We start from the raw sequence: 26,207 nt of genomic DNA, 5'->3' as shown, positions 1-26,207 counted from the left end.
GAGAGGGGCGTATGAGACTTCAAGACCACATCGATTTCACCACCCTGCAGTGGGTCAAGCCCGAGCTCGACGAGACGCTCGCCCTGGCCCGCGAGGCGTTGGAGTCCTACGTCGACAACCCGGGCAACCGGGATGCCATGCGTTCCTGCGCGGACAGCCTGCACCAGGTGCAGGGCACGCTGCGCATGGTCGAGCTGTACGGCGCCGCCATGGTGACCGAGGAGATGGAAACACTCGCCATCTCGCTGCTCGAGGACCACGTGGCCAACCGCGAGGAGGCCTATGCCGCCCTGATGCGCGGCCTGATGCAGCTGCCCGACTACCTGGAGCGCCTGTCCGGCGGCCACCGCGACGTGCCGGTGGTGCTGTTGCCGCTGCTCAACGACCTGCGCGCCAGCCGCGGCCAGCAGGCGCTGCACGAGTCGGCGCTGTTCACCCCCAACCTCGATGTGGCATTGCCCGCGGCGGCTCCGTTGGCCCCGCATGACATGTCGCCCGAGCGGCAGCGCAACGAGGTGGCCACGCTGCGCCTGCGCTTCCAGCAGCAGTTGCTGTCGTGGTTCCGTGGCCAGGGCAGCGACCAGCAACTGGCGGGCATGATCCAGACCCTAGACGCCATCGCCGCGCGCTGCCACACCGTGGCGGGCCGTCGCCTGTGGTGGATCGCCGCCGGCGTACTCGAGGGCACGCAGCACGGCGCGCTGAAGAACCAGGTGGGCGAGGTGCGCCAGCTGGTCGGCAAGGTCGATCGCAGCATCCGCCAACTGGTGGAGCAGGGCGAACCCAGCCTGCGCGGCGGCGATGCCGACGAACTGGCCCGCAAGCTGCTGTACGTGGTGGGCCAGGTCCGCCAGGGCAGCCCGCGGATGGAACAGTTGCGCCAGACCTACGCGCTGGACAGCCTGTTGCCCGAGGCCAGCGAGGTCGAGCATGCTCGCGGCTCGATGTCCGGCCACAACCGCGCCCTGCTCGATTCCGTCGCCAAGGCGCTGAAGGATGACCTGCTGCGTGTGAAGGAATCGCTGGACCTGTTCCTGCGCCAGGCCGATGCCGACCCGGTCCAACTGTCAGGCCAGACCGAGATTCTCGAACGCGTTGGCGACACGCTGGGCATGCTCGCCCTGGCCGTGCCGCGTCGCGTGGTGAACGAGCAGCGCCGCGTGCTGGAGGAGATCGCCAACCGCGTGCGCGCTCCCGACGAGGAATTGCTGCTCGACGTGGCCGGTGCGCTGCTCTACGTGGAAGCCTCGCTGGACGACCATATCGACAGCCTGGGCGCCGACGAGGAGATCCCCAGCGAGGGCGCCACCGCCATGCTGCCCCGCAGCGAGGCGCGGCACATCCTGGCGACCCTGATGCACGAGGCCACCGCCAACACCAGCAAGGTGAAGGAAGCCATCGTCGCCTACGTCGAGTCGGGCTGGCAGTCGCAGCAGCTGGCCGAGGTCAGCCAGTTGATGGACGAGGTGGCCGGCGCCATGCGCATGCTGTCCGCGCCGCGTCCCGCCGAGCTGGCCGAAGGCATCGGACGCTTCGTCGGCAACGAATTGTTGGCCGACCGCCGCGTGCCCAGCAGCGCGCAGATGGATCACCTGGCCGACGCGCTCGCCGCGCTGGAGTACTACCTGGAGGCGGCGCGCGAGCATCGCGGCGGCCTCGAGCACATCCTGGACGTGGCCGAGCACAGCCTGAGCACGCTCGGCTACTGGCCGCCGCCGGTAGCCCGCATCGCGGCGCCGGACGAGCTGGACGAGGCGCCCGAGCACGTCGTCAAGGCCGCCGATGCCGCCCTTGCCGCCGCACTGGCCAGCCAGCCGGAGCTTTCCGAGAGCGTCAGCCTGGCGCAGGGCGAGGACCTGTCCGGGCTGGTCGTGGGCAGCAGCGAAACGCCGTCGCCCCAGCCGCACGAGATCACCGGCCTGCGCCTGGCCGATACCGAGCACGTCAGCCCGCAGGAGGCCGTGCACGGCGACGAGGAGGACTGGGTCGAGATCGAGGAGGAAATCGTCGAACAGGTGCCGGTGGCAGGCGCCACGGCGGTCGATGCCGGCTTCCAGTCCAGCACGGCGGGCATCGACGACGACATCCGCGAGATCTTCCTGGAGGAAATGCAGGAGGAGATCGACAACCTGCATGCCGCCCGCCAGACCTGGCTGGCCGATCCGCAGCAGTTGGATGCGCTGACGCCGATCCGCCGCTCCTTCCATACCCTGAAGGGTTCCGGCCGCCTGGTCGGCGCCACCTTGCTGGGCGAGTTCGCCTGGAAGGTGGAGAACATGCTCAATCGCGTGCTGGACCGCTCGATCGCGCCGAACGAAGGCGTGCAGGAAGTGGTCCGCGCCGCCATCGACGCGCTGCCGCAGTTGCGCGCCGCGCTGACGGGCGAAGGCGCCGTCACCGCGCCGGTGTCCGCGATCACGGAAACGGCGGAGAAGCTTGCCGCCGGCCAGGAACACGCACGCCTGGCCGATGTGGCTCCGGGGGCGACCGAGTCGGTGCGGCGCGTGGTACGCCGTCGCGTGCCGCGTGCCGAGATCGCCGCCGAGGCCATTCCGGCGGCCAGCCTGGCCGATGTCGAAAAGACGCCGGCCGAGCCGGTGGCGCCGGTTGCCGACGTGATCGAGGCGCCGGTGATGCCGCCGATCGACCCGGTGCTGCTGGAGATCCTGCGCAGCGAAGTGGCACAGTATCTGGCCACCATCCGTACCGCGATCAACCGGGTCGACGGCGAACTGCGCGTGGACGATGGCCTGCTGCGCGCGGTGCATACCTTGCACGGCGCCATCGCCATGGTCGATGTGCCGCTGCTCACGCACCTGCTGTCGCCGCTGGAAAGCCTGCTCAAGCGCCTGCGCGCGGCCAGCCTGCCGCTGTCCGCCGAAGGCGTGCACCTGCTCAGCCAGAGCGCCGACGCCGTCGACCACGTCATGAGCCAGTTCGACGCCGCGTCGCCACAGCTGCCGGACCTGGATGGCCTGATCCAGCGCATCACCGAACTGCGCGACAGCCAGCCGGAACCGCAGGTGGCCCACGTGCTGTTCGAGCCGCACGCCGACGAACTGGACGATGCGGCGGCGCCCCATGGCGAAGCCGCCCACGAGGAAGCGCTGGCCGCTTCGCTCGATGCCGCCTTGTCCGATGCCTCGGGCCAGGAGCCGAAGGACGGCCTCGCCGCGCCGGCAGGCGACAGCTATGCTGACGAATTGCTGGCGGCGCTGGGTGAGTTCGACCTTGATGCGCACCTGCCCGGAACGGTCGAGGTGTCGCCGCCCCAGGCGCAGGACGAAACGCCCGCGGCAGACATCGGCGAGGGCGACGACGAATTGGCTGCCGCCTATGCGGAACTGCTGGGCGAGGCCGAGTCGCTGGAGGTCGGTCCGGTCGCCGAGAGCGAGGCCGAGCCGGAAGACGAAACCGCCATTCACGAGCTGGAACTCGACACCGCCGGGCTGGAGGATGCCCTCGTGGGCGAGGCCGAGGTGCCGGAGGCACCGGCGGAGGAGGCCCAGGCCTTCCATGCCGAGCCCGAGGCGCCGGAAGTCGCCGAGACTCCCGTGGTTGCGGACGAGCCCGTCGCCGAGGCCGTGGCCAGCGAACCGGAAGCCGAACCCGAGGCGGAGGCCGCGGCCCGCGTGCCGGCGCCCAGTGAGCCCGCCGGGGCGATGCCGCCGGTGACGGGCACCGAGGGCCAGGCCCTGCTTTCGCCCAGCCAGATCGATCCGGACCTGCTGGAAATCTTCATCGAGGAAGCCCGCGAGATCCTCGACCATTCCGATGGCGTGCTGGCGCAGTGGCGCAGCGAACCCACGGCCATCGAGCACGTGGCGGAGCTGCAGCGCGACCTGCATACCCTCAAGGGTGGCGCGCGCATCGCCGGCATGGTACCGGTGGGCGACCTCACCCATGCCATCGAGACGGCGCTGGAGCAGCCGCTGCAGGCCGAGTCGGCCAAGGTGGCCAGGCTGATCGCCGCGTTGGAGACGGGCTTCGACCAATTGCACGGCATGGTGCAGCGCATAGCCCAAGGCCATGCCATCGCCTATCCGCAGGCGATGATCGACCGTTTCCTGGCCCTCGCCAGCGATACCGGCGAGGCGCCCGCGACCGGCGTGGCTTCGGTGGTGCCGCTTCCCGGGCATGGCGAGTTGCCGGAACTGCTGCCGGAGGATGGGCGCGAAGAGGCGCCGGTCAGCGCGCCGCAGGAACAGATCCGCGTCCGCGCCGAGCTGCTCGACACCCTGGTGAACCATGCCGGCGAGGTGGCGATCTACCGTTCGCGCCTCGAACAGCAGGTAGCCGCCTACCGCTTCAACTTGGTCGAGCTGGACCAGACCGTGCAGCGCCTGCGCAGCCAGCTGCGCATGCTGGAAATCGAAACCGAGGCGCAGATCATCGCGCGCTTCCAGCGCGAGCACCGCGAGGCAGGCATAGCGGCGTTCGACCCGCTCGAGCTCGATCGCTTCTCGCAGCTGCAGCAGTACTCGCGTGCGCTGGCCGAGTCGGTGTCCGACCTGGTGTCGATCCAGGGCATGCTCGACGAACTGACCCGCCAGGCGGAAACGCTGCTGATCCAGCAGTCGCGCGTGAGCTCGGAACTGCAGGACGGCCTGCTGCGCACCCGCATGCTGCCGTTCGACACCATGGTGCCGAACCTGCGTCGCACCCTGCGCCAGGCCGCGCTGGAGGAAGGCAAGAGCGCCCAGCTGTACGTGGAAGGCGCCCATGGCGAAATGGACCGCAACCTGCTCGACCGCATCAAGGCGCCGTTCGAGCACATGTTGCGCAACGCCGTCGCGCATGGCATCGAATCGCCGGCCGAGCGCCGCAAGGTGGGCAAGCCGGAGGAAGGCGCGGTACGCATCCGCGTGACCCGCGAGGCCACCGAGGTGGTGGTGCGGGTCAGCGACGACGGCCGTGGCCTGGACCGCGAGGCGATCCGCAAGCGCGGCATCGAGCGCGGCCTGATCCGTGCCGACGCCAGGATCAGCGACGACCAGCTGCTGGGGCTGATCCTCCAGCACGGCTTCTCCACCGCCAGCACCGTGACCCAGCTCGCCGGGCGCGGCGTAGGCATGGACGTGGTGGTCAACGAGATCAAGCAACTGGGCGGTTCGCTGGCGATCGAGTCGAAGGCCGGTGAAGGCACCACCTTCGTGCTGCGCCTGCCGTTCACCCTCGCGGTGACCCAGGCCATCCTGGTGCGCATCGGCGAATCGACCTTCGCCATCCCGATGACCTCGGTGCAGGGCGTGGCCCGCATCACCCCGGCGGAGCTCGCCGAGCGACTGGCCGAGCCGGAACCTTCGTTCGACTATGCCGGCGAGAGCTACGGCATCCACGACCTGTCCGAGCTGCTGGGGATTCCGGCCAGCCATGCCGCCGACGAGGAACAACTGCCGTTGCTGCTGACCCGCTCGGGCGACCTGCGCGCCGCCATCCGCATCGACGCCGTGATCGGCTCGCGCGAGATCGTGGTCAAGTCGGTCGGCCCGCAGATCAGCTCGGTGCCCGGCATCCTGGGTGCCACCATCATGGGCGATGGCTCGGTGCTGATCATTCTCGATCTCGCTCCGCTGGTCCGCCATGGCGTCTCGCGCCGCCAGCAGCGTCTCGACGACGGTATCGACGCCGTACCGGCTCTGGTGGCGGAAGAGCCGCGCGTGCGCCCGCTGGTGATGGTGGTCGACGATTCCATCACCATGCGCAAGGTCACCGGCCGCGTGCTGGAGCGCCACGAGTACGAGGTCACCACCGCGAAGGACGGCGTCGACGCGCTGGAGAAGCTGCACGACCGCGTGCCCGACCTGATGCTGCTCGACATCGAGATGCCGCGCATGGACGGCTACGAGCTCGCCACGCAGATGAAGGCCGACCCGCGGCTGCGCGAGGTGCCGATCATCATGATTACCTCGCGTACCGGCGACAAGCATCGCCAGCGCGCCTTTGATATCGGCGTGGACCGTTACCTCGGCAAGCCGTACCAGGAAGCCGAGCTGCTGGCGCAGATCAGCGAGGTGCTCGAGCAGCGCACCGTGGAGTCGCTCAATGGCTGAACGGTCGACGGCGGTTGCACTCCTGTTCGACGATGGAGAGCTGGGCGGCCAACTGCGCGATGCGTTGCACGAGCGCGGCGCGCGGATCGTCCATGAAGGCCCCTTGTCCAGCCTGAGCCGCGCGATGCTGGACAGCACCGGTGCCGAAGTGCTGGTGGTGAACCTGGACGAGGAGGCAGAAGACGAGCTCGACCGCCTCTACGACGTGATCGACGGCGACCGGCCGCGCGTGGTGTTCAACGACGCCCAGGCCAGCCGCCAGCTGGAGGGCTGGGACCGCGCGCGCTGGGCGCGCCATCTTGCCGTGAAGGTGATGGCCGAAGGCGATCTCGATCCGCCGCGCCCGCAGCATGCGCAGGTCGTCAGCGCCACCGAAGAGCATGCCGCCGCCGCCGAGACGCTCGCGGCCGAACTCGAGGCGCTGCTCGCGGCCGACGAACAGCCGCCCGCCGAGGATGATTTCGGCGAGGGGTTGAAGTTCAATGCCGACGACGAGCTGCCGCCGCTGCACGACGGCCGGTTCGGCGTGGACAGCCTGGAGACACAGGGACCGGCTCCGCTCGGGGACGATCCCGCGCCGCAGGAGGAGACGGCCATCGCCAAGCCTATGCCGTCGTTCCAGCTCGATCACCTGGCGCTGACGCCGATCGACGAATCGTTCATGCCCGCGGCCGGCGTGGCGGCGGAGGCGGACGACCAGGACGCGTCGCCGCTGCTGGGGGCGGCATCGAGCTGGTCGCTGGTCGAGGACGATGCCTTGTCCACGCAGGCCCCGCCGGCGCCCAAGCCCTCGGACTTCGGCATCGAGAAGCTCAGCGCGGCGGAATTCCTGGCGCCGGAAGGCGGCAGCGAGGAATCGTCGGCGATTCATCCGGGCATGAGCCTGGAGCTGGTGTCGATCGAGGAAGCCATCGCGCCCACCTCCTTCGAGGACGGGCACGAAATGCTGCTGGCCGACCTGGATGGTGCCATCAGCCGCGTGCTGGTGCTCGGTGCCGCGGCCGACAGCGTCGAGGCGGTATGCACCTTCCTCTCGCACCTGCCGGGGGACTTGCGCGTCACCGTGCTGCACGTCCAACACCTGGACGGCAAGCCGGCCGAAGTGCTGGCCGGCCAACTGGCGGCGCATTGCCCGCTGCCGGTCAGTGTCGCGGCGCATGGCGCGCGCGCGCGGATGGGACAGGTGCTGGTGGTGCCCGAGGGACAACAGGTCCGCGTGCAGCGCGATGGCACAGTGGAACTGCAGCCGCTGGGTGGTCCGGACATGAACAGCTCTCCCATCGATGCGAGCTTCACCTTGGCCGCTAGCGTGTTCGGCCGCCATGCGCAGGCGATCGTGTTCGCCGGCGAGGCCAACGATGGCCTGGGCGGTTGCCAGGCCATCCACGATCGCGGCGGCCGAGTCTGGGTAGAAACCTCGCCGGACGGGCATTTCGCCGATATGGTGCACGGCATCGAAGCCGAGCGCCTGCATAGTTATTCCGGTACGCCCGCCGAGCTGGCGGCGCGCCTGGTCCAGGAGATGTCTATGGAGGGCTGGCGATGAGCGAACTGCCGTTGCCCCGCGAGATCCGTTGCGTGTTGGTGCCGGTCGGCAGTCTGCGCCTGCTGTTGCCCAATGCCACCGTGGCCGAGGTAATCACCCTGCCGACGCCCGAGCCGGTGGAAGGCGCGCCGGCGTGGCTGCTGGGGCGGATCGCCTGGCGTGGTTGGCGCGTGCCCTTGGTGTCGTTCGGCACGCTGGCGGGAGCCAGCGCGGGAGACAGTGAACAGGCTGTGCGCGTGGCCGTGCTGAAGGCGCTGGGCGGCCATGCGACGCTGCCTTTCATCGCGGTGATCACCCAGGGCTTTCCCCGGCTGACCACACTCAACGCCGAACTGATCATCCCGACCCATGACGGTGCGCCATTGCCGTCGGGCGTGCGCGCCCAGGTGCTGGTACGCGACGACGTGGCGGTGATTCCGGACCTGGAAGGCATCGAGGCGGAACTGGTCGAATTGCTCGACCACGCTGGTTGAAGCACTGCCGCGGCAGGCCGCGCCACGGCGCCGCCCTTGACGGGCGGCGCCGTCGTTTCAGACGTCCCCGTGCAGCGCCTGCAAGGCTGCCAGGGCGGCCAGCCCGGCCGTCTCGGTACGCAGGATGCGCGGTCCCAGCCGCAATCCCTCGAAGCCGGCCGCGGCGAGCAGCGCGGTATCGCGCTGGCCCAGGCCGCCTTCCGGCCCCACCGCGAGGATGCCGCCATCCGTCGTGAAGCGCAGCGCGGCGGCCCGCCGCGTACCCTCGGGCAGCAAGGCGAGGCGCAGCGCGCCGTCCCGTGGCAGCTCGCGTAACCAGGCATCGAGCGGAATGGCCGGCGCCACCTCGGGCAGGCGGGCCCGTCCGCTCTGCTCGCAGGCACTGGCGGCCACGGCCCGCCAGTGGGCAAGGCGCTTTTCCGCCCGGCTGGCGTCCAGCCGGACCTCGGCGCGCTCGGTGAGCAGGGGCACGATGCGCGCCACGCCCAGTTCCGTGGCCTTCTGCACGATCAGGTCCATCTTCTCGCCCCGTGCCACGCCCTGGGCCAGGGTCAGCGACAGCGGGGATTCGTTGGTCACCGCCTGCGCGGCCTGCACCTGTACGATCACCTCGCGCTTGCCGATGGACTGGATCACCGAGGGGTAGTCGCAGCCGTCGCCGTTGAACAGCGTGACGGGATCGCCGGCGGCCAGGCGCAGCACCCGGGCCACGTGCTCCCCGGCCTGCGCCGGCAGGGCCAGCTCCAGGCTGGCGGCGAGCGGCTGGTCCACGTGTATGCGAATCGTGCGCATGGCGCGTTCTGTTCCTATCGAAACGGCCAGCATAGCGGACGCGCGCGCAAGCTGAATGGGGGCCGGGTGGTCCGGGAAACGGATTTGCCAGCCAGTTGTCTCAAGAGCAGCATGACGTCGTGCCCCAACCCCGGAGGTGGATCATGAATCGGTTCCTTCGCACATCGCTCCTGGCTTTCCTCATGGCCGTGGGAACCGCCGCCGTGGCGCAGACCGCGACGCCCCCCGCGACCGGCGAGGGCGCAGCCGCCCCGCCCCAGCCCCAGCCCGCCGCGCAAAAGTCGCCGCGGCCCGGTGATCGCAACTGCATCCAGAGCACGGGCAGCCATATCCCGGCCAAGCCAGGCACCTGCCTGCCGGTGGCGGGGCGCAGCTATAGCAGCAAGGACATCGACAGCACTGGCCGCACTACACTGGGGCCGGCCCTGCGCGACCTGGATCCCAGCATCACGGTGGGCGGCCACTAGCGCTAGCGGGATACCGCCTGCGCGATACCCGCCACGGCGGTGTCCACCAGGTGGTCGATCTCCTGTGGCGTGATCACGTAGGGCGGCATGAAATAGATCACGTCGCCCAGCGGACGCAGCAGGGCGCCATTTTCCAGTCCGTGCAGGTAAACGCGCAGCCCGCGCCGTTCGGCGGCCGGGAAAGGCTGGCGGCCGGCCTTGTCCGCCACCAGTTCGAGCGCGGCGATCATGCCGGTCTGGCGCACGTCGGCCACGTGCGGATGGTCGCGTAGCGGGGCCAGCCGGGCGGCGAGATGGCTGGCCAGTCCGCGATTGCGCTCCAGCACGGGCTCATCGCGGAAGATGCGCAGCGTCTCCAGCGCTACCCGGCAGGCCAGCGGGTTGCCGGTATAGCTGTGCGAGTGCAGGAAGGCCTTGCCCGCGCTGTATTCGGCGTAGAAGGCCTCGTAGACCCGCGGGGTGGTGAGCACGGCCGACAGTGGCAGGAAGCCGCCGGTAAGGCCCTTGGACAGGCACATGAAATCCGGCGACACGCCGGCCTGTTCGCAGGCGAACAAGCTGCCGGTGCGGCCGAAGCCCACGGCGATCTCGTCGGCGATGAAGTGCACGCCGAACGCGTCGCACAGGGCGCGCAGTCCGGTCAGGTAGTCCGGGTGGTACATGCGCATGCCGCCTGCGCACTGCACCAGCGGCTCCACGATGACGGCGCATACCTCATGCGCATGGCGTTCCAGCAGGGCGCGCAGGTCGTCCAGGCGCCGCCGCGCGACCGCCGCGGGGTCCTCGCCGGGCTGCGCCTCGTAGGCATCCGGCGATGGCGCGAGGATCGGCGTGAGCAGCAGGGGAGCGTAGGTCTTGCGGTACAGCGCCACGTCGCTGACCGACAGCGCGCCGAGCGTCTCGCCGTGGTAGCTGCCGGTCAGCGCGATGAAGCGCGTCTTCTCGCCATGGCCCTGGTTGAGCCAATAGTGGAAGCTCATCTTCAGCGCCACCTCGATCGCGGCCGAACCGTTGTCGGCATAGAACACGCGCTCCAGGCCCGGCGGCGTGACCCGCACCAGTTCCTCCGCCAGCGCCACCGCCGGCTCGTGGGTGAAACCGGCGAAGATCACGTGTTCCAGGGTGCGCGCCTGCTCGGCCAGGGCGCCGGCGAGCCGGGGATGGGCGTGCCCGAACAGGTTGGTCCACCACGAGCTGATGCCGTCCAGGTAGCGCCGGCCGTCGGTGCCGATCAGCCAGGCGCCTTCGCCACGGGCGATGGGCACCATCGGCACGGTCTGGTGGTCGTGCATCTGCGTGCAGGGATGCCACAGGTGGCTCAGGTCGCGACGCACCAGGGCGTCGCCAGCGGGAAAGGCATTCATCGGGCTATGATCGGGGTTTGGCGCGTGCGCGCTCAAGTCTTGCATCCATCCGGGAGCCGGTTTGAAGCATTGGCGTATTGCACTGGCGGGCCTCTCGTCCTTGTTGTTGATCGGTTTCGTGCTGGTCTGGTTCCTGCCGGCGCGCTGGGCGATGCCATGGCTGGCGGGTCGCTTGAATGGCCTGAGCCTGCAGCAAGTGAGCGGATCGCTGTGGGATGGCCATGCCGGCCAGGTGCGGTCCGCACGCGGCGAGGCGCTGGGGCAGCTCGATTGGCGGCTTTCGCGCACCGCGCTGCTGGGCGAGCGCCGCCTGCAGGTGAACCTGAGCGGCCCGCGCATGGCGTTCCAGGGACGGCTGGATGGCCCAGGCGGCGCCGATGCCCATTGGACGGACGTCCATCTGCGCGCGGATCTTGGCCTGCTCGGCGAGCGTCTCCTGGCTTTTCCCATCGGGCAGCCGTGCGGCGGCGTCGCGGTGGACGCCAACGAGGTCCAGCTGCGTGGCGGCTGGCCATTGACGCTGGACGCGCAGTTGCAATGGTCCGATGCCTGCCTGCGCACGCCGCGCCACGGCACCTTGCCGTTGGGCGTGTTGCATCTGACACTGCGCGGCGGCAATGGCGTGATCGATGGCCGGCTGCGCGACGATGGCAAGGGACCGCTGCAAGTCGATGGGCGGTTGCAGTTCAGCCCGCTGGGGTGGCGCTTCACCGCGTCGGCATTGCCGCGCGATCCCGATGCCGGACTGCGGCGCTGGCTGGCCAGCCTTGGCGATGCCGGCGCCGCCGGCGTCACGCACATCCATTACAGCGGCGGCCTGGCGGCCGCCATGTCTAGGGGAAAACCATGAGCGATCCGAACCTGCCGCATGCGCTCGCCGCGGCGCGCGAGGCCGCGGAGGCGGCTGCCGAGGTATTGCGCTACTACTGGCGGCGCGGCGTGGAGGTGGAGCTGAAAAGCGACGACACCCCGGTCACGGTGGCCGACCGTGAGGCCGAACTGGCCATCCGCGAGATATTGCAGCTGGCGCTGCCGCAGGCATCGATCTACGGCGAGGAATTTGGCCGCGATGGACACGACCACGAGTGGCTGTGGCTGGTGGATCCGCTGGACGGCACCAAGAGCTTCGTCCGGCGCACGCCGTTCTTCTCCTCCCAGATCGCGCTGATGCATCGCGGCGAACTGGTGCTGGGCGTATCCAGCGCGCCGATCTATGGCGAGACCATGTGGGCGAGCCGGGATGGCGGCTGCTGGTTCGAGGGCGAGCGCGTCCAGGTAGCGTCCACCGATGCGCTGGCGCGGGCGTCGATTTCCATCGGCAACGTCAAGTCGCTCACCGCCGACGCGCGCTGGGCGGCGCTGGGCGCGTTGATCCGCGACAGCAACCGCATCCGCGGCTATGGCGATTTCTGCCACTACCACCTGCTGGCGCGCGGCGGGCTGGACCTGGTGCTGGAGTCGGACGTGAACATCCTGGACGTGGCCGCGCTGGCGGTGATCGTGCGCGAGGCCGGCGGCGTGTTCACCGACCTGGACGGCCAGGTGCCCTCGCTGGAAACCCGCAGCGTGCTGGCCGGCACGCCCGCCCTGCATGCCATCACCCTGCCACGGTTGCAGGCCGCCAAGGGATAGAATGCCCCGATGCACAAGCCACCGATCATCCATGCCATCCGCGACGTGCACGACAGCGGTTTTCTGCGCGTCGAGCAGCTCGACCTGGAGTTTTCCAACGGCGAGCGCCGCATCTACGAACGCCTGAAGGGCGGCGGCCTGGGCGCCGTCATCATCGTGCCGATGCTGGACGAGGAGACCGTTCTGCTGGTGCGCGAATACGGCGCCGGCGTCGGCCGCTACGAGCTGGGCCTGCCCAAGGGACGTCTGGACCGCGACGAGACGGTGGAGCAGGGCGCCGACCGCGAGCTCAAGGAGGAGGTCGGCTACGGCGCGCGCAAGCTGAAGATCCTGCACAACCTGTCGCTGTCGCCCTCGTACATGACCCATATGGCGCACGTGGTGCTGGCGCAGGACCTGTACCCCGAGCGGCTCGAAGGCGACGAGCCGGAGGAACTGGAAGTGGTTCCCTGGAAGCTTTCGGACCTGCATACCCTGGTCGCGCGAGACGACGTCACCGAAGGACGCTCGATCGCCGCCCTGTTCATGGCCCGCGAATATCTGGCCGGCCGCTTCTCCCCGACATGAGTCCAACGCCCATTTCCCCTTTGCTGCAGCAGGTCGCCGCGATCGCGCGCGAGGCCGGCGAAGCCATCCTCGTCGTCTACGGCGAGGATTTCGAGGTGCAGCGCAAGCAGGACCATTCGCCGGTGACCGCCGCCGACCTGGCCGCGCAGCAGGTGATTACCGATAGGCTGGCCCGGCTCGACGCCGCGTTGCCGGTGGTCTCGGAAGAGGCCAGCAACGCGCCCTGGGCCCAGCGGCGTGAGTGGCATCGCTACTGGCTGGTCGATCCGCTCGACGGCACGCGCGAATTCATCAAGCGCAACGGCGAGTTCACCGTCAACATCGCGCTGATCGAGGATCACCGGCCGGTGCTCGGCGTGGTGCTGGCGCCGGTCACCGGCGAGCTGTATGCCGCCGCGCGGGGGCAAGGCGCCTGGATGCAGGCCGATGCCGAGGCGCCGTGGCTGCGCATCGGCACGCGTGGGCTGGCCGCACCGGCGACGGTCGCGGGCAGCCGCTCGCACGGTGGCGCGAGCACGGGCTTGCTGCACCAGTTGATTGGCGATGGCTACCAATCGATGCCGCTGGGTTCGTCGCTGAAGTTCTGCCTGGTCGCGCGTGGCGCCGCGGATGTCTACCTGCGCCGTGGCGCCACCAGCGAATGGGATACCGCCGCGGCGCAGAGCGTGCTGGAAGAGGCCGGCGGCGCCGTGCTCGACCTCGATGGCGAGCCGTTGCGCTACAACCGCGGGGATTCGCTCATCAATCCCGAGTTCATCGCGGTGGGCGACACGTCCGTCGACTGGAAGGCCCGCCTGCGGGCCGCCGACCTGGGTGCGCCGTGAGCGCGGCCACGCGGCACAGCCTCGAGGATCTGCTGGCCATCATGGCGCGCCTGCGCGACCCGCAGCGCGGTTGCCCGTGGGACGTGCAGCAGGATTTCACCTCGATTGCGCGCTACACCATCGAGGAAGCCTACGAGGTCGTCGATGCGATCGACCGCCAGGACTGGCGCGACCTGCGCGACGAACTGGGCGACCTGCTGCTGCAGGTGGTGTTCCATGCACAGATGGCCAAGGAAGCGGGTCTGTTCGATTTCGCCGACGTGGCGCATGCGATCAGCGACAAGATGATCCGCCGCCATCCACACGTGTTCGGCGACGAGCGCTATGCGGACGCCGAGGCGCAGAAGCAGGCCTGGGAAGCGATCAAGGCGGCCGAGCGGGAAGCCAAGGGCGGGCGGCCCGACGACAGCGCGCTGGCCGGCATCTCGCATGGCCTGCCGGAATGGAAGCGCGCGCAGAAGTTGCAGGAACGCGCGGCCAAGGTGGGCTTCGACTGGCCCGATGAGCAGCCGGTGTTCGACAAGCTGCTGGAAGAGGTGGAGGAAGTGCGCGCCGAGTTCGTCGATGGCCGTGACCCGCGGCGGCTGGAGGACGAGATCGGCGACGTGCTGTTCGTGGTGGCCAATCTCGCGCGGCACGCCGGCGTGGATGTCTCGCAGGCCCTGCGGCATGCCAATGCGAAGTTCGAGCGGCGATTCCGGCGCATGGAAGAACTTGCGCGCGCCGAGGGACGGCCCCTGGCGGAACGCGACCTCGCCGCCCAGGAAGCATTGTGGCAGCGCGCCAAGCGCGACGGCGGCGATACCGGCGCCTGATCCGGCCCAAAAAAGAGGCACGGGCTCTGGGGTTCCCGTGCCTCAGGGGTGGCGCGCTGCCTCCGGCAGTGCCTTTCTCGTTATGGTTATGGCGGGGTGGCCGGTGGGCCGGGAGGAAACATGGTCCCGGGAACGTGCCGACCCGGCAGGCGTTGACCTGCGGGCTAAACCTTCCGGCCGCCGGAGGCATCCCATGTGGCACAACCCACCCTCAGGAGTTTTCCCATGCGTCGCCTTCTGTTGTCCGCCCTGCTGTTCGCCCCGCTGGCCTCGCATGCCATGGAATGCAAGTACGAGGCGCCGCGCAATCTCACCCTCGACCTCAGCGGCATTCGCGAAGTGGAGGTGGACCTGCACAGCCACGACCTGCACCTTGCCGGCAGCGATGCCACCAAGGGCGGCAGCGTGACCGGCCGCGCCTGCGCCTCCGATGCGAGGCTGCTGGATGACCTCACCGTGACCCAGCGGCGCGAAGGCGATCGCCTGATCGTCGAGGCGGGCGGCCATGGACGCATGAGCTTCAGCCTGTTCGGTTCCAACTACACCGACCTGCAGCTCAATATGCAGTTGCCGACGCAGATGCCGGTGGTGCTCAACGTGGGCTCGGGCGATGCCTGGGTCACCGGCATGCAGCGCCTGGAAAGCCAGGTGGGCTCGGGTGACGTGCACATCAGCAAGATCGCCGGTCCATTCCGCGTCAGCGTGGGCTCGGGCGACGTGGACGCCACCGACATCGGCAGCCTCGACGTGGGCTCGGTCGGCTCGGGCGACCTCAAGATCGATGGCGTGCGCGGCGATGCCCGCGTGGGCAGCGTGGGCTCGGGTGACGTCACCATCCATGGCGTCGGCGGCAGCGTGCGGGTGGAGACGCTGGGCTCGGGCGACCTGCGCGTGCGCGACGTGCGCGGCGACTTCAGCGTCGGCGCCAAGGGCAGCGGCGACGTCAGCCACTCGGGCGTGCAGGGCAAGGTGAGCATCCCGCACGACCGCGACGACGACTGACTTACCCCAGCCAGCGCCATGCCAGGTAGGCCAGTGGCGCGCATACCAGCAGGAAGGGAACCGATACCAGGTGAAGCAGCCGTCCGCCATGGGGCTGCTTCGCCAGGCGCAGGGCGATGAGATTGGCCAGCGAGCCGATGGCCACGCCGAAGCCGCCCACGTTCACCGCCACCGCCAGGGCGATGGCATCCGGCGCGTGGCCCAGCAGCAGCACCGTGGCCGGCACGTTGCTGATCAGTTGCGAGGCGAGGATGCCGCTCAGGTAGAGCGTGAGCGGCCGGTCCAGGTCCAGGCCATCCAGCACGTGTCGCACCGCGCCCAGTTCGGCGAAGTGGCCCAGGCCGAGGAAGATCGCGGCGAAGGTGGCCAGCAGCAGCCAGTCGATCCGCGCCAGCGTGCCGCGCTCCAGCAGCATGAACGGCGCCAGCAGGAGCAGCGCGCCCAGCAGGGCGTGGCCGTGCTCCATCATCAATACCATGCTGACCAGGGCAAGTATCGACAACGCCGCCTGCGCGGTGGCCACCGGGTGTCCGTCGATCTCCTCGGCATGCAGCACCACGCGCTGCTTCGGCATCCAAACCAGCGTGAGCACCGCGACCAGCACGAACATCACGGCGAATACAGGCAGCATGGCCTGCGCGAACTGCAGGAAGGAGCGGTGCCCGACCTGCCACAGCAGCAGGTTCTGCGGATTGCCGATGGGGCTGAGGGTGGAGCCGGCATTCACGGCCAGCGCCTCGAGCACCACCATGCGCATCACCGGCAGATTGGACATGCCGCCGATGGCGAGGGTCAGCGGCACCACCAGGAACAGGCTCACGTCGTTGGTCAGCACCATCGACAGCAGCGCCGTGGTGCTCACCAGCAGCAGGCCCAGCCCGCGCAGCGAATGGACATGTTCAATCAGCGCCGCCGCCGCATGCTGCACCAGGCCGCTGTCGCGGATGCCCTGGATGCAGATCATCAGGCCCAGCAGGCCGGCCAGCGTCGGCACTTGCAGCCAGCGCTGGTAGTCCGGCAGCGGGTGCGGGTCGGCCACTGCGAGCACGACGGCCAGCAGGCCGAAGCCCACCAGCAACCGCTCGTGCGCCAGGCGCTTGAGCCATGACCGGGCCGGCGGCAAGGCTCAGCCTTCCCGCAGCAGGCGCATGGGCGAGGTGCGGCTCACCTTCCGCGTGCCGGCCAGGCCCAGCAGCATCACCACAGCGGCGGCGCCCAGCGCAGCCAGCAGCAGCGCGCCCAACGGCGGCACGAAGTGCTCGATATGGAAGATCGCATGGCCCAGCCACAGGCCGGTGCCGGCGGCACCGAAGGCGGCGGTGAGGCCCGCCACCAGGCCCAGCAGGGCGAACTCGCAGGCCGCCGCGGCGCGCAACTGGCTGCGACGTGCGCCCAGGGTGCGCAGCAGCGCTGCCTCGTGGCGGCGTTCCTGCGCGCTCGCGGCCAGCGCGGCGGCCAGCACCAGCGCGCCGGCCAGCAGGCTGAAGCCGAGCACCCAGCGCACCGCGCCGCTCACCTGGTCCACGATCTCGCGCACGCGGTCGAGCATGGCATCCACGTCGATCAGGCTGAGGTTGCCGTAGTCGCGCGACAGCTGGGCCAGTGCCTGGGTATGCCCGCGCGGCAGGTAGAAGCTGGCGATCCAGGTATGCGGTAGCGTGCTGGCGTGGGCCGGGTCGAACACCAGGAAGAAGTTCACCTGGAACGAGGTCCAGTCCACCTGGCGGATGCTGCCGACGCGGGCGTCGATGTTGCCTTCGCCCACGTTGAAGCTCATCACGTCGCCCACCTTCAGCGCGAACATGTCGCGCCACATGGTATCGATGGATACCTCCGCCTGCGCCGGATGCTCGCCATGCCACTGCCCGGCGATCACTTGGTTGCTAGGCGGCAGCGCACCGGCCCAGGACAGGCGCAGCTGGCGGTCGGACCAGTCCTTGGCGCGCTCCTCCTGGAAGTGCAACTGGTCGATCGGATGGCCGTTGATGGCGGTGAGCTTGCCGACCGCCAGCGGCAGCATGTTGAGCTTCTGCCCGCCCATGCCGGCGAGGGCCTGTTCGAAGCCCGCGCGCTGGTCGTCCTGCAGGTTGAGCACGAACCAGTTGGGCGTGTCGGAGGGCAGCTCGCGCCGCCAGCCTTCCAGCAGCGCGGGCGCCACGATGGCGAGCAACAGCAGGGCGACCAGGCCCAGGCTCAGCGCGGTGGCCTGCACCAGGCTCATGCCGCGGCGGCGGGCCAGCGCGGCCAAGCCCAGGCGCAGGGCGGGATGGGCGCCGGGCGCCACGCGCCGGGCGGTCCACAGCAGCAGGGCCGAGAGCAGGCCCGCCACCACCGCCACGCCCAGCAGGCTCACCGCGAGCACGCCGGCCAGCCTGGCCGAGCCGCTCTGGCTCCAGATCAGCAGCAGGGCCACCAGCGCCGGCACCAGGTACAGCGCGTCGAAGCGGCGCACGCGCCGGGTCGCGCTCTCGCGGAATACCGCCACCGGTGGCACCTCGGCCAGCCGTGCCAGCGGCGGCAGGGTAAAGCCGGCCAGCACCGCCAGGCCCATCGCCGCAGCGGCAATCGCCGGACCCAGCGGCAGGTCGGTGGGCACGGTGGCGAACAACTGGCTGGCGACATGCCAGGTGAGCTGGGCCAGACCCAGCGCAACCGCACCGCCGACAAGCACGGCGGGCACGGCGAGCAGCGTCAGGGTGCCCACCAGCAGGCCCAGCACCTGCCGGCGCGGCGTACCCAGGGCACGCAGCAGGGCGACCTCGTTGGTCTTGCGGCGGGCGTAGCGCTGCGCCGCGAGGGCGATCGCCACGCCGGCCAGTAGGGCCGAGAGCAGGGCGGTGAGGCGCAGGAACGCGCTGGCGCGGTCAAAGGCGCTGCGCATGCGTTCCTGGGTCTGTTCCGGGGTGATCAGTTCGGCGCCCTGCGGCAGGGCCTGGGCCTGCAGCCAGTCGCGCCAGGCCTGCACGGCGGCGGGTTCGCCCGCGGCCAGCAGGCGGTGGCGGGCGCGGCTGCCGGTGCCCAGCAGGCCGGCCTGCTCGGCGTCGGCGACGTTCATCAACGCACGCGGCGCCATCGCCACCAGTTCGCCGCCGTCGGGTTGGCGCACCAGTTCGGCGGTGATGCGCAGGTCACGGCCGCCCAACTGCACGGTATCGCCCAGCCGGATGCCCAGGGCGACCAGCGCACGGTGGTCCAGGTAGGCGGTGCCGGGCGCGGGGCCGTGGCCGATGACGCTGCCTTCCCGGCCATCGTCCAGTTCCAGCGTGCCGCGCAACGGATAAGCGTTGTCGGTGGCCAGCACGTCCAGCAACTGGCTCTGGCCGTGGGTGAACGCCACGCTGGGAAAGCTGGCGCTGCGCGAGGTCCGCAAGCCTTGCCGGGCGGCCTGCGAGGTGTACTCGGCGGGCAGCGCCTGCGGCGAGCTGATGCCCAGGTCGCCGCCGATCAGCTCGGCGGCGCTGGCCAGCACGCCGCGTTCCATGCGGGTGGACAGCGTGGCGACCACGCCCAGGGCCACCACCGCCAGTACCAGCGAGGCGCCCAGCGTGCGCAGCTCGGGCAGATGCCATTCGCGCCGCAGGCTGCGCAGGGAAAGCCGCAGCAGCTTCATGCGCGGGTTTCCAGCAAGGTCTCGGCCAGGCGCGCCGAGGTGACCACCCGCCCGTTGTCCAGCTCCACCTGGCGCGCGCAGCGCGCGGCCAGCTTGGGATCGTGGGTGACCAGCACCAGGGTGGTGCGGTGATCCTGGTTGAGCGCGAACATCAGGTCGCTGATGTGGTGGCCGGTGCGCTGGTCCAGGTTGCCGGTGGGCTCGTCGGCGAACAGCAGGCGGGGGCGGTGCACGAAGGCGCGGGCGATCGCCACACGCTGTTGTTCCCCGCCCGAAAGCTGGGCGGGATAATGGCGCCGGCGCGTTGCCAACTCCACCGCTTCCAGCGCCTCGCGGGCCCGCGAGCGGGCATCGTCGCGGCCTTCCAGCTCCAGCGGCAGCATCACGTTCTCCTCGGCGGTGAGCGCCGGCAGCAGGTGGAACGACTGGAACACGAAGCCGACCAGGCGCCGGCGCAGGTCGGCGCGGGCTTCCTCGTCCATGGCGTGCAAGGGGTGGCCGTCGAGGACGATGCGTCCACTGCTGGGCACGTCCAGCCCGGCCAGCAGGCCGAGCAGGGTGGTCTTGCCCGAGCCGGAGGCGCCCACGATGGCGAAGCTCTCGCCCTCGCGCACCTGCAGCGACACGCCGCCGAGGATGTCCAGCCGCCCCTCGGGGCCCTGGACCGACTTGCTAACATCGGCCGCGTCCAGAAGGACACCGTTGGATAGGGAGGGCTTGCCACTCATGCGTCGTTTCCTTTGTTGCCTGCTCGTGCTGCTGGGCGCCCTCGCCGGCACCGCCTGGGCGGCCCCGCCGAAAACCGTGCTGGTGCTGGGCGATTCGCTGTCCGCCGCGCACAACATCCCGGTCGAGTCCGGCTGGGTGCATCTGCTGGGCGACCGTCTAGCCAAGATGGAGCCGGGCTGGACGGTGGTCAATGCCAGCATCAGCGGCGAGACCTCGCTGAGTGGCCGCAACCGACTGCCCGGGCTGCTGGAGAAGTACCACCCGGCAGTGCTGGTGATCGAACTGGGGGCCAACGACGGCCTGCGCGGCCTGCCGTTGGCGCAGCTGCGCGAGAACCTGGCGGCGATGGTCGATGCCGGCGAGCAGGCCAGGGCGAGGGTGCTGCTGCTGGGCATCGAGTTGCCGGTGAACTACGGGCCGCAATACCGCGATGGCCTGCGCGCTGTCTATGCCGATCTGGCAAAGGAGAAGAAGGCGGCACTGCTGCCTTTCCTGCTGGATGGCGTGGCGCTCAGGCCCGAGCTGATGCAGGAGGACGGCCTGCATCCCGTCGCCGCGGGCGAGCCGTTGGTGCTGGACAACGTATGGAAGGCATTGTCGCCCCTGTTGCGCCAGCCGTGACGACTCTCACAACCTCACGTGAACCCGGCGTCATGCCTTTCACGCGATCCTCACGATGCGGATCGTTAGCTGTTCACCTTTGTGAAGCCAGCTGCAGGAGGTAAGGATGAGCTCGCGCGACGAACAATCCGGACTGATTCTTCTGGTCGAGGACAACCGCCAGATCGCCGAGATGGTGGGAGAGTTCCTTGAGCGGCGGGGCTACTCGGTCGACTATGCCGCCGATGGCGTCAGCGGCCTGCACCTGGCCGTTTCCAACAGCTACGACGTGGTGGTGCTGGACCTGATGCTGCCGGGCATGGACGGCCTGGACGTCTGCCGGAAGCTGCGCCGCGACGCCAAGAAGTCCACCCCGGTGCTGATGCTGACCGCCCGCGACACCCTGGAGGACAAGCTGGTGGGACTGGAGGCCGGCGCCGACGACTACCTGGTCAAGCCGTTCGAGGTGCGCGAGCTGGAAGCCCGCCTGCGCGCGCTGATCCGGCGCGACCGCCGGCAGGTCTCCACCGAGATCCTCACCGTCGGCGACATGACGCTGGACACCGCCACCCTGCGTCTGGTGCGTGGCGGCCAGGAGCTCACCGTCTCGCCGATCGGCCTGAAGCTGCTGGCCATCCTGATGCGCGAATCGCCGCGCGTGGTGAGCCGCCGCGACATCGAGCGCGAGATCTGGGGCGATACGCTGCCCGACTCGGACACGCTGCGCTCGCACCTGTACAACCTGCGCCGGGTGATCGACAAGCCGTTCGAGCGCCCCCTGCTGCATACCATCCATTCCGCCGGTTATCGCCTTGCCGATCTCGAGTCGGAGGTGGCTTCCGCCTCGCAGACGGCATGATCGCGCTTGCATGCATTGACCATGGCCAGCGGGAGTAGCGTGCACGCCGCGCACAGGTTCCGGCGCGGATTGTTCCATCGGCGCTTGGCGATCATCTTCGGCCTGCAACTGCTGGCCATCGTCGTCGCCTGCCTGATGGGCTTCTACAACGTCGCGCCGATGGGCGCCGTGCTGGTGCTGATCGTCGTGGTCAGCGCGCTGGCATGGCTGGCGGCGCGCCGGCAATGGGCGCCGGTGAGCGCCCTGGCGCAGGCGGTGAGCGACTGGGACGAGCAAGCCGCCGGCCTCGACGGCTGGCGTCCCGACCAGCTGTCCCGCCGCACCGACGCCGACGTGGCCACGCTGGCCAGCAGCTTGTACGCGCTGGCCAACCGCATCGCCGGCTACAACCAGCGCGAGCGCAACTTCACCCGCGATGCGAGCCACGAGCTGCGCAGCCCGCTCACCGTCATCAAGATGTCGGCCGACATGCTCGCCGACGACCCGTCGCTGGGTGAATTCGGCCAGCGCTCCGTGCAGCGCATCAAGCGCTCGACGCGCGAGATGGAGGCGCTGGTCGAGGCCCTGCTGATCCTGGCGCGCGAATCCGACAACGGGCTCACCGAGGAGGATTTCGTGGTCAACGATGTGATCCGGCACGAGCTGCCCGACGTGCTGGAGATGCTCGAAGGACGTCCCATCACGCTTGAGCTGGAAGAACCCGCGCGCTTCGCGCTGCATGGCTCGCCGCGCGTATTCGCCGTGCTGTGCTGGCAACTGATCCGCAACGCCTGCCAGCAATGCGAGGGCGGCACGGTAGTAATCACGGTGATGCCCGGGGTGGTGACGGTGACCCACCGCGGCGAGCCGCCGATGCCCGCGAGCGCCAACCGCCACGGCTTCGAGCTGGCCATCGCCCAGCGCATCAGCGAGCGCTTCCAGTGGCCGCTGGAACTGCAGACGCGTGAAGGCCGCCGGCACGTGGCGCGCATCCGCTTTCCCGAATCGATGCCGGCGTAAGAGCCTGTTCAAAGTCTCGGCTTGGCCACAAGCCCCCCTCCCCAACCCTCCCTGCGACCGTAGGGAGTCCCTTTTCGGGACGCGCAGGGGAGGGGGCCAGACCTTGCTTTCGTTTACGGCCTCAGCGCCGCGCTCACCGCGAACGCGCAACCCGTCTTCGCCTTCACCTCGTCCACCGTCACGCCCGGGTTGAGTTCGATCAGGGTCAGGCCCTTGCCCTTTTCCACCGAGAACACGCACAAGTCGGTGATGATCAGGTCCACGCATGCCTTGCCGGTAATGGGCAGGTCGCACTGTTCCTTGATCTTGGGCGAACCGTCCTTGGCGGTGTGCTCCATCAGCACCACCACGCGCTTGACGCCGCTGACCAGGTCCATGGCGCCGCCCGGACCCTTCACCATCTTGCCCGGCACCATCCAGTTGGCGAGGTCGCCGTGGCAGGACACCTCCAGGCCGCCGAGGATGGACAGGTCGATATGCCCGCCGCGGATCATCGCGAACGACTCGGCGCTGGAGAAGAAGCTCGAACCGGGCAGCTCGGTGATGGTCTGCTTGCCGGCGTTGATCAGGTCCGGGTCGACGTGCGCGTCGTCCGGGAACGGGCCGATGCCGAGCAGGCCGTTCTCCGACTGCAGGGTCACGTCCATGCCCGGCGGGATATAGTTGGCCACCAGGGTCGGGATGCCGATGCCCAGGTTCACGTAGAAGCCGTCCTGCAGTTCCCGCGCGGCGCGCTGCGCCATCGCGCTGCGCACCGGGCTTTCCTTGCCGGTGTTGGCGCCGGTCACGGTGCGGAACTCGATGCGCTTCTCGTACGAGGGGCCCTGGATGATGCGGTCCACGTAGATGCCCGGCACGTGGATGCTGTCCGCATCGAGTTCGCCCACCTCGACCAGTTCCTCCACCTCGGCCACGCAGACCTTGCCGCAAGTGGCGATCATCGGGTTGAAGTTGCGCGCGGTCTTGCGGAACACCAGGTTGCCCAGGCGGTCGCCCTTCCACGCCTTGACGATGGAAAGGTCGGCATGGATGGCTTCCTCCAGCACGTATTCCTTGCCGTCGAACAGCTTGGTTTCCTTGCCCTCGGCCAGCTTGGTGCCGAACGCGGTGCGGGTGTAGAAGCCGGGAATGCCCGCGCCGCCGGCGCGCAGCTTCTCGGCCAGCGTGCCTTGCGGCACCAGGTGCAGTTCCAGTTCGCCGGCCAGCACCTGGCGCTCGAATTCCTTGTTCTCGCCCACGTAGGAGGCATACACGCGCTTGACCTGGCGGGTCTTGAGCAGCGGACCCATGCCGAAATCGTCCACGCCGGCATTGTTGCCCACGATGGTCAGCCCCTTGGTGCCGGCCGCCAGCAGCGCCGCGATCAGGTTCTCGGGAATGCCGCACAGGCCGAAGCCGCCGGCGGCGATGGTCATGTCATCGAACAGCAACCCGTCGAGAGCCTGGGTTGCGCTTGCACAAACCTTGTCCATTGCGATGCCTTCTGCAGGGGGAGAGCCAGCTACCTAGGATACGACGGATCGGCGACCGCTCGGCGCTGTACGAAGGTCCAAGGGATACGGCTGCGGGGCATGACCATGCGGATGAGCATGGGCAGGCGGCTGGCTATACTCCGGCCCAGCGCCTAGGGAGTACCGTCAGTGAAGTCGTGCCGTCTGTTCGCCGCCCTCGCGGCGCTGGGGATCGCGTCCATGAGCCATGCTGCCGCGCCCGTGCTGGTGATCCATGGCGGGGCGGGGGTCATCAAGCGCGAGATGAGCCCGGCCAGGGACAAGGCCATCCGCGCCGCGCTGACCCAGGCCCTGCAGAGCGGCTATGCGCAGCTCAAGGCCGGCAGGACCGCGGTGGATGCGGTGGCGGCGGCGATCACCGTGCTGGAGGACGATCCCAACTTCAACGCGGGCAAGGGCTCGGTATTCACCCACGACGGCAGGAACGAGCTGGACGCGGCGATCATGGACGGCTCCAACCTGGCCGCCGGATCGGTGGCCGGCGTGCACCGCGTGAAGAACCCGATCCTGCTGGCGCGCGCGGTGATGGATAAATCCTCGCACGTGATGCTGGTGGGTGATGGAGCGGAAGAATTTGCGAAAGCGGTGGGCATCACGTTGGTCGATCCCTCGTATTTCCGCACCGAGGAGCGCTGGCAGCAGTTGCAGAAGGCGCTGAAGGAAGACGCCGAGAAATCGAAGCACGCCGACGAGGAGACCGCCAAGCACTTCGGCACGGTGGGCGCGGTCGCGCTGGATGCGCAGGGCCATCTCGCCGCCGGCACTTCCACCGGCGGCATGACCGACAAACGCTGGGGCCGCGTGGGCGACTCGCCCATCATCGGCGCCGGTACCTATGCCGATGCCGACTGCGCCGTCTCTGGCACCGGCTGGGGCGAGTACTACATCCGCACGGTGGCCGCGCACGAGATCTGCATGCGCGTGTCGCAGATGCGCGTGCCGATCCGCCGCGCGGCGGCCGAGGTGATCAACCAGGAGATTCCCTCGATGGGCGGCAATGGCGGCGCCATCGCGCTGGATGCCGACGGCACCATCGCGATGCCGTTCAATACCGACGGCATGTATCGCGGCTGGATCGGCGCCGATGGCGTGCCGCACGTGGCCATCTACGGCGACGAGAACGACGGCACCGCCGAACCGCTGCCGGCGGAGGCTAGCTCGGCGTCGTCGCCTTAGAGCCTGTTCAAAATCTTGGTGTCATCCCGGCTACTTCCTCCCAGCCGACGCCAATCGGCCCTCTCCTGTAGGAGCGCACCCTGTGCGCGACCGCCTTTCGCCCCGTTCTTTGGCGTCGTCCCGGCGCACCCCACAAAAGGGGGCAAGGGCTGGGATCCAGTAACGGTACCGCTCGGTTGTCGCGTTATCGCCAGGTTGCCGCCTACGACCGAAGGAAGTCCCCGTGGGACGCGGCGGGCGTTTCGACGTCCTGCCGGCGACGCGAAGCTAGTCCCCGTGGGGCTGCCGAGTCACGTTTCTCTTGCTGGCCCAGCCTTGAAGGTTCTCGCCAGCCGAATCAGTCTCTCCTTCCGCTACACACCGCGGCTACCCCGCAGGGCGGCGATGGACTGAGGGCTTAGAGCCTGTTCAAAATCTCTATCGCACGTAGGGGGGCGGAGCGCACATGTTTTTTGGCCCCTCCCCCTGCCGCGCAGGGGGAGGTTGGGAGGGGGTTAACTGGGGGTACGCCGGGATTTTGAACATCCTGGGCGCGGTCTCGCCGCGTCGTCGTCATCATCCTGTGAGGGCGTTATTCCTCGTTCTCGGGTCTTTCGCGCACCGGGTGCTTGCTCAGCTTGCGCTGCAGCGTACGGCGGTGCATGCCCAGGCGGCGGGCGGTCTCGGAGATGTTGCCGTCGCACTCGGTGAGCACGCGCTGGATGTGTTCCCATTCCAGGCGACGCAGCGCCAGGGGCGCCTCGGGCGCATCGACGACGTCGTCGTCGCCGGCATTGGTGTCGCCGTCGAGCAGGGCACGGACCACCGCGTCGGCATCGACCGGCTTGGCCAGGTAGTCGTGCGCGCCGCGCTTGATGGCTTCCACCGCGGTGGCGATCGAGGCGTAGCCGGTCAGCAGCAGCACGCGGATCTCCGGCACCAGCGCCTGCAGCTCGGGGATCAGGCGCAGGCCATTCTCGTCGCCCAGCTTGAGGTCGAGCACGCAGTAGCGCGGCTGGTGCCGCCGGGTCAGCGCGCGCGCCTCGTCGGCGTTGCTGGCGGTGATGACCTCGAAGCCACGAGAGCTCAAGGCACGCGCCAGAACGCGGGCAAAGGTGGCGTCGTCGTCGATGATCAGGAGTTGCTGGTCGCTCATGGGGTTCTCCGCGGCACGGGCCGTATACGCATAGTTTCGCCGCTGCGGCAACG

General features: G+C 69.2%; 21 protein-coding genes. 14 read left to right on the top strand and 7 right to left on the bottom strand.

All coding sequences use genetic code 11. The features are described from left to right. Nucleotides 1–11: 11 nt before the first annotated feature. The 3 genes from MJ605_RS12195 to MJ605_RS12185 are packed head-to-tail and all read left to right on the top strand — an operon-like array spanning nt 12 to nt 8,072. The gene (locus MJ605_RS12195; protein ID WP_243041795.1) at nt 12–6,053 is read left to right on the top strand and encodes an Hpt domain-containing protein; all 6,042 of its coding nucleotides are present in this window, start codon (nt 12–14) and stop codon (nt 6,051–6,053) included. Next, nucleotides 6,046–7,599 carry a chemotaxis protein CheB gene (locus MJ605_RS12190; RefSeq protein ID WP_243041794.1) on the top strand — a complete coding sequence of 518 codons (1,554 nt, stop codon included), beginning with the start codon at nt 6,046–6,048 and terminating at the stop codon, nt 7,597–7,599. The genes MJ605_RS12195 and MJ605_RS12190 overlap by 8 nt, the downstream gene beginning before the upstream one ends. Then, complete coding sequence (locus MJ605_RS12185; RefSeq protein WP_243041793.1) at nt 7,596–8,072, top strand: chemotaxis protein CheW; 477 nt, start codon at nt 7,596–7,598, stop codon at nt 8,070–8,072. The genes MJ605_RS12190 and MJ605_RS12185 overlap by 4 nt, the downstream gene beginning before the upstream one ends. Before the next feature lie 57 nt (nt 8,073–8,129). Here the strand turns inward: MJ605_RS12185 and MJ605_RS12180 are convergent, their stop codons facing one another. Then, nucleotides 8,130–8,864 (bottom strand): 16S rRNA (uracil(1498)-N(3))-methyltransferase, encoded by a 735-nt coding sequence (locus MJ605_RS12180; protein ID WP_243041792.1) that lies wholly within the window; start codon nt 8,862–8,864, stop codon nt 8,130–8,132. 143 nt (nt 8,865–9,007) lie between these two features. Between MJ605_RS12180 and MJ605_RS12175 the strand changes: the two genes are divergently transcribed. Further along, on the top strand, nt 9,008–9,331 hold the full coding sequence (locus tag MJ605_RS12175; RefSeq protein ID WP_243041791.1) for a hypothetical protein: 324 nt from the start codon (nt 9,008–9,010) through the stop codon (nt 9,329–9,331). Between the two features lie 2 nt (nt 9,332–9,333). Here the strand turns inward: MJ605_RS12175 and MJ605_RS12170 are convergent, their stop codons facing one another. Continuing rightward, complete coding sequence (locus MJ605_RS12170; protein ID WP_243041790.1) at nt 9,334–10,695, bottom strand: adenosylmethionine--8-amino-7-oxononanoate transaminase; 1,362 nt, start codon at nt 10,693–10,695, stop codon at nt 9,334–9,336. A 61-nt stretch (nt 10,696–10,756) separates the two neighbouring features. On the opposite strand from MJ605_RS12170, the gene gspN reads away from it, so the two are divergent. The 6 genes from gspN (at nt 10,757) to MJ605_RS12140 (ending at nt 15,535) form a co-directional block, all read left to right on the top strand. Next, nucleotides 10,757–11,545, top strand: a complete 789-nt coding sequence (gene gspN, locus MJ605_RS12165) for a type II secretion system protein N (RefSeq protein ID WP_243041789.1) — start codon at nt 10,757–10,759, stop codon at nt 11,543–11,545. After that, on the top strand, nt 11,542–12,327 hold the full coding sequence (locus tag MJ605_RS12160; RefSeq protein WP_243041788.1) for an inositol monophosphatase family protein: 786 nt from the start codon (nt 11,542–11,544) through the stop codon (nt 12,325–12,327). Before gspN ends, MJ605_RS12160 begins: the two co-directional genes overlap by 4 nt. Before the next feature lie 9 nt (nt 12,328–12,336). Next, complete coding sequence (gene nudE, locus MJ605_RS12155) at nt 12,337–12,894, top strand: ADP compounds hydrolase NudE (protein WP_243041787.1); 558 nt, start codon at nt 12,337–12,339, stop codon at nt 12,892–12,894. Then, nucleotides 12,891–13,718 carry a 3'(2'),5'-bisphosphate nucleotidase CysQ gene (cysQ, locus tag MJ605_RS12150; RefSeq protein ID WP_243041786.1) on the top strand — a complete coding sequence of 276 codons (828 nt, stop codon included), beginning with the start codon at nt 12,891–12,893 and terminating at the stop codon, nt 13,716–13,718. The genes nudE and cysQ overlap by 4 nt, the downstream gene beginning before the upstream one ends. Further along, nucleotides 13,715–14,533 (top strand): nucleoside triphosphate pyrophosphohydrolase, encoded by an 819-nt coding sequence (mazG, locus tag MJ605_RS12145; RefSeq protein WP_345779535.1) that lies wholly within the window; start codon nt 13,715–13,717, stop codon nt 14,531–14,533. The genes cysQ and mazG overlap by 4 nt, the downstream gene beginning before the upstream one ends. A 225-nt stretch (nt 14,534–14,758) precedes the next feature. Next, nucleotides 14,759–15,535 carry a DUF4097 family beta strand repeat-containing protein gene (locus MJ605_RS12140; protein ID WP_243041785.1) on the top strand — a complete coding sequence of 259 codons (777 nt, stop codon included), beginning with the start codon at nt 14,759–14,761 and terminating at the stop codon, nt 15,533–15,535. A 1-nt stretch (nt 15,536) separates the two neighbouring features. On the opposite strand, the gene MJ605_RS12135 is transcribed toward MJ605_RS12140, so the two are convergent. The 3 genes from MJ605_RS12135 to MJ605_RS12125 are packed head-to-tail and all read right to left on the bottom strand — an operon-like array spanning nt 15,537 to nt 19,873. Continuing rightward, nucleotides 15,537–16,658 (bottom strand): SLC13 family permease, encoded by a 1,122-nt coding sequence (locus tag MJ605_RS12135; RefSeq protein ID WP_243041784.1) that lies wholly within the window; start codon nt 16,656–16,658, stop codon nt 15,537–15,539. Nucleotides 16,659–16,661: 3 nt separating this feature from the next. Then, nucleotides 16,662–19,145, bottom strand: coding sequence for an ABC transporter permease (locus tag MJ605_RS12130; RefSeq protein ID WP_243041783.1), 2,484 nt, complete (start codon nt 19,143–19,145; stop codon nt 16,662–16,664). Continuing rightward, the gene (locus MJ605_RS12125; RefSeq protein WP_243041782.1) at nt 19,142–19,873 is read right to left on the bottom strand and encodes an ABC transporter ATP-binding protein; all 732 of its coding nucleotides are present in this window, start codon (nt 19,871–19,873) and stop codon (nt 19,142–19,144) included. The genes MJ605_RS12130 and MJ605_RS12125 overlap by 4 nt, the downstream gene beginning before the upstream one ends. Between MJ605_RS12125 and MJ605_RS12120 the strand changes: the two genes are divergently transcribed. The 3 genes from MJ605_RS12120 to MJ605_RS12110 all read left to right on the top strand — a co-directional run bounded on the left by MJ605_RS12120 (nt 19,872) and on the right by MJ605_RS12110 (nt 22,332). Continuing rightward, nucleotides 19,872–20,495, top strand: coding sequence for an arylesterase (locus MJ605_RS12120; protein WP_243041781.1), 624 nt, complete (start codon nt 19,872–19,874; stop codon nt 20,493–20,495). The two genes, MJ605_RS12125 and MJ605_RS12120, sit on opposite strands and share 2 nt — an antisense overlap. A gap of 106 nt (nt 20,496–20,601) precedes the next feature. Continuing rightward, on the top strand, nt 20,602–21,333 hold the full coding sequence (locus tag MJ605_RS12115; protein WP_243041780.1) for a response regulator transcription factor: 732 nt from the start codon (nt 20,602–20,604) through the stop codon (nt 21,331–21,333). A gap of 21 nt (nt 21,334–21,354) precedes the next feature. Next, nucleotides 21,355–22,332, top strand: a complete 978-nt coding sequence (locus MJ605_RS12110; RefSeq protein WP_243041779.1) for a sensor histidine kinase — start codon at nt 21,355–21,357, stop codon at nt 22,330–22,332. Between the two features lie 113 nt (nt 22,333–22,445). Here the strand turns inward: MJ605_RS12110 and MJ605_RS19315 are convergent, their stop codons facing one another. Beyond that, a complete protein-coding gene (locus MJ605_RS19315; protein ID WP_279237565.1) occupies nt 22,446–23,804 on the bottom strand; it encodes a 3-oxoacid CoA-transferase in 1,359 nt (452 codons plus the stop codon). Nucleotides 23,805–24,023: 219 nt separating this feature from the next. Between MJ605_RS19315 and MJ605_RS12095 the strand changes: the two genes are divergently transcribed. Then, entirely contained in the window at nt 24,024–25,019 is a 996-nt protein-coding gene (locus tag MJ605_RS12095) for an isoaspartyl peptidase/L-asparaginase family protein (protein ID WP_243041778.1), read from the top strand. Between the two features lie 571 nt (nt 25,020–25,590). On the opposite strand, the gene MJ605_RS12090 is transcribed toward MJ605_RS12095, so the two are convergent. Continuing rightward, nucleotides 25,591–26,154: a response regulator transcription factor gene (locus MJ605_RS12090; protein ID WP_243041777.1), complete on the bottom strand. Its 564-nt coding sequence runs from the start codon at nt 26,152–26,154 to the stop codon at nt 25,591–25,593. Between the last annotated feature and the right edge of the window lie 53 nt (nt 26,155–26,207).

This window comes from Dyella sedimenti (assembly GCF_022760995.1).
In the GTDB taxonomy this organism is placed as follows: Bacteria; Pseudomonadota; Gammaproteobacteria; order Xanthomonadales; family Rhodanobacteraceae; genus Dyella; species Dyella sedimenti.
The sequence above is the reverse complement of the archived record's forward strand: the minus strand, read 5'-3'. Positions and strand labels throughout refer to the sequence as shown.

What these genes read in the sequence shown, in the direction of transcription:
- MJ605_RS12195 (WP_243041795.1), top strand. Translation starts at nt 12, where the DNA reads ATGAGACTTCAAGACCACATCGATTTCACCACCCTGCAGTGGGTCAAG.
- MJ605_RS12190 (WP_243041794.1), top strand. Translation starts at nt 6,046, where the DNA reads ATGGCTGAACGGTCGACGGCGGTTGCACTCCTGTTCGACGATGGAGAG.
- MJ605_RS12185 (WP_243041793.1), top strand. Translation starts at nt 7,596, where the DNA reads ATGAGCGAACTGCCGTTGCCCCGCGAGATCCGTTGCGTGTTGGTGCCG.
- MJ605_RS12180 (WP_243041792.1), bottom strand. Translation starts at nt 8,864, where the DNA reads ATGCGCACGATTCGCATACACGTGGACCAGCCGCTCGCCGCCAGCCTG.
- MJ605_RS12175 (WP_243041791.1), top strand. Translation starts at nt 9,008, where the DNA reads ATGAATCGGTTCCTTCGCACATCGCTCCTGGCTTTCCTCATGGCCGTG.
- MJ605_RS12170 (WP_243041790.1), bottom strand. Translation starts at nt 10,695, where the DNA reads ATGAATGCCTTTCCCGCTGGCGACGCCCTGGTGCGTCGCGACCTGAGC.
- MJ605_RS12160 (WP_243041788.1), top strand. Translation starts at nt 11,542, where the DNA reads ATGAGCGATCCGAACCTGCCGCATGCGCTCGCCGCGGCGCGCGAGGCC.
- nudE (WP_243041787.1), top strand. Translation starts at nt 12,337, where the DNA reads ATGCACAAGCCACCGATCATCCATGCCATCCGCGACGTGCACGACAGC.
- cysQ (WP_243041786.1), top strand. Translation starts at nt 12,891, where the DNA reads ATGAGTCCAACGCCCATTTCCCCTTTGCTGCAGCAGGTCGCCGCGATC.
- MJ605_RS12140 (WP_243041785.1), top strand. Translation starts at nt 14,759, where the DNA reads ATGCGTCGCCTTCTGTTGTCCGCCCTGCTGTTCGCCCCGCTGGCCTCG.
- MJ605_RS12130 (WP_243041783.1), bottom strand. Translation starts at nt 19,145, where the DNA reads ATGAAGCTGCTGCGGCTTTCCCTGCGCAGCCTGCGGCGCGAATGGCAT.
- MJ605_RS12120 (WP_243041781.1), top strand. Translation starts at nt 19,872, where the DNA reads ATGCGTCGTTTCCTTTGTTGCCTGCTCGTGCTGCTGGGCGCCCTCGCC.
- MJ605_RS12125 (WP_243041782.1), bottom strand. Translation starts at nt 19,873, where the DNA reads ATGAGTGGCAAGCCCTCCCTATCCAACGGTGTCCTTCTGGACGCGGCC.
- MJ605_RS12115 (WP_243041780.1), top strand. Translation starts at nt 20,602, where the DNA reads ATGAGCTCGCGCGACGAACAATCCGGACTGATTCTTCTGGTCGAGGAC.
- MJ605_RS12110 (WP_243041779.1), top strand. Translation starts at nt 21,355, where the DNA reads ATGGCCAGCGGGAGTAGCGTGCACGCCGCGCACAGGTTCCGGCGCGGA.
- MJ605_RS19315 (WP_279237565.1), bottom strand. Translation starts at nt 23,804, where the DNA reads ATGGACAAGGTTTGTGCAAGCGCAACCCAGGCTCTCGACGGGTTGCTG.
- MJ605_RS12095 (WP_243041778.1), top strand. Translation starts at nt 24,024, where the DNA reads ATGAGCCATGCTGCCGCGCCCGTGCTGGTGATCCATGGCGGGGCGGGG.
- MJ605_RS12090 (WP_243041777.1), bottom strand. Translation starts at nt 26,154, where the DNA reads ATGAGCGACCAGCAACTCCTGATCATCGACGACGACGCCACCTTTGCC.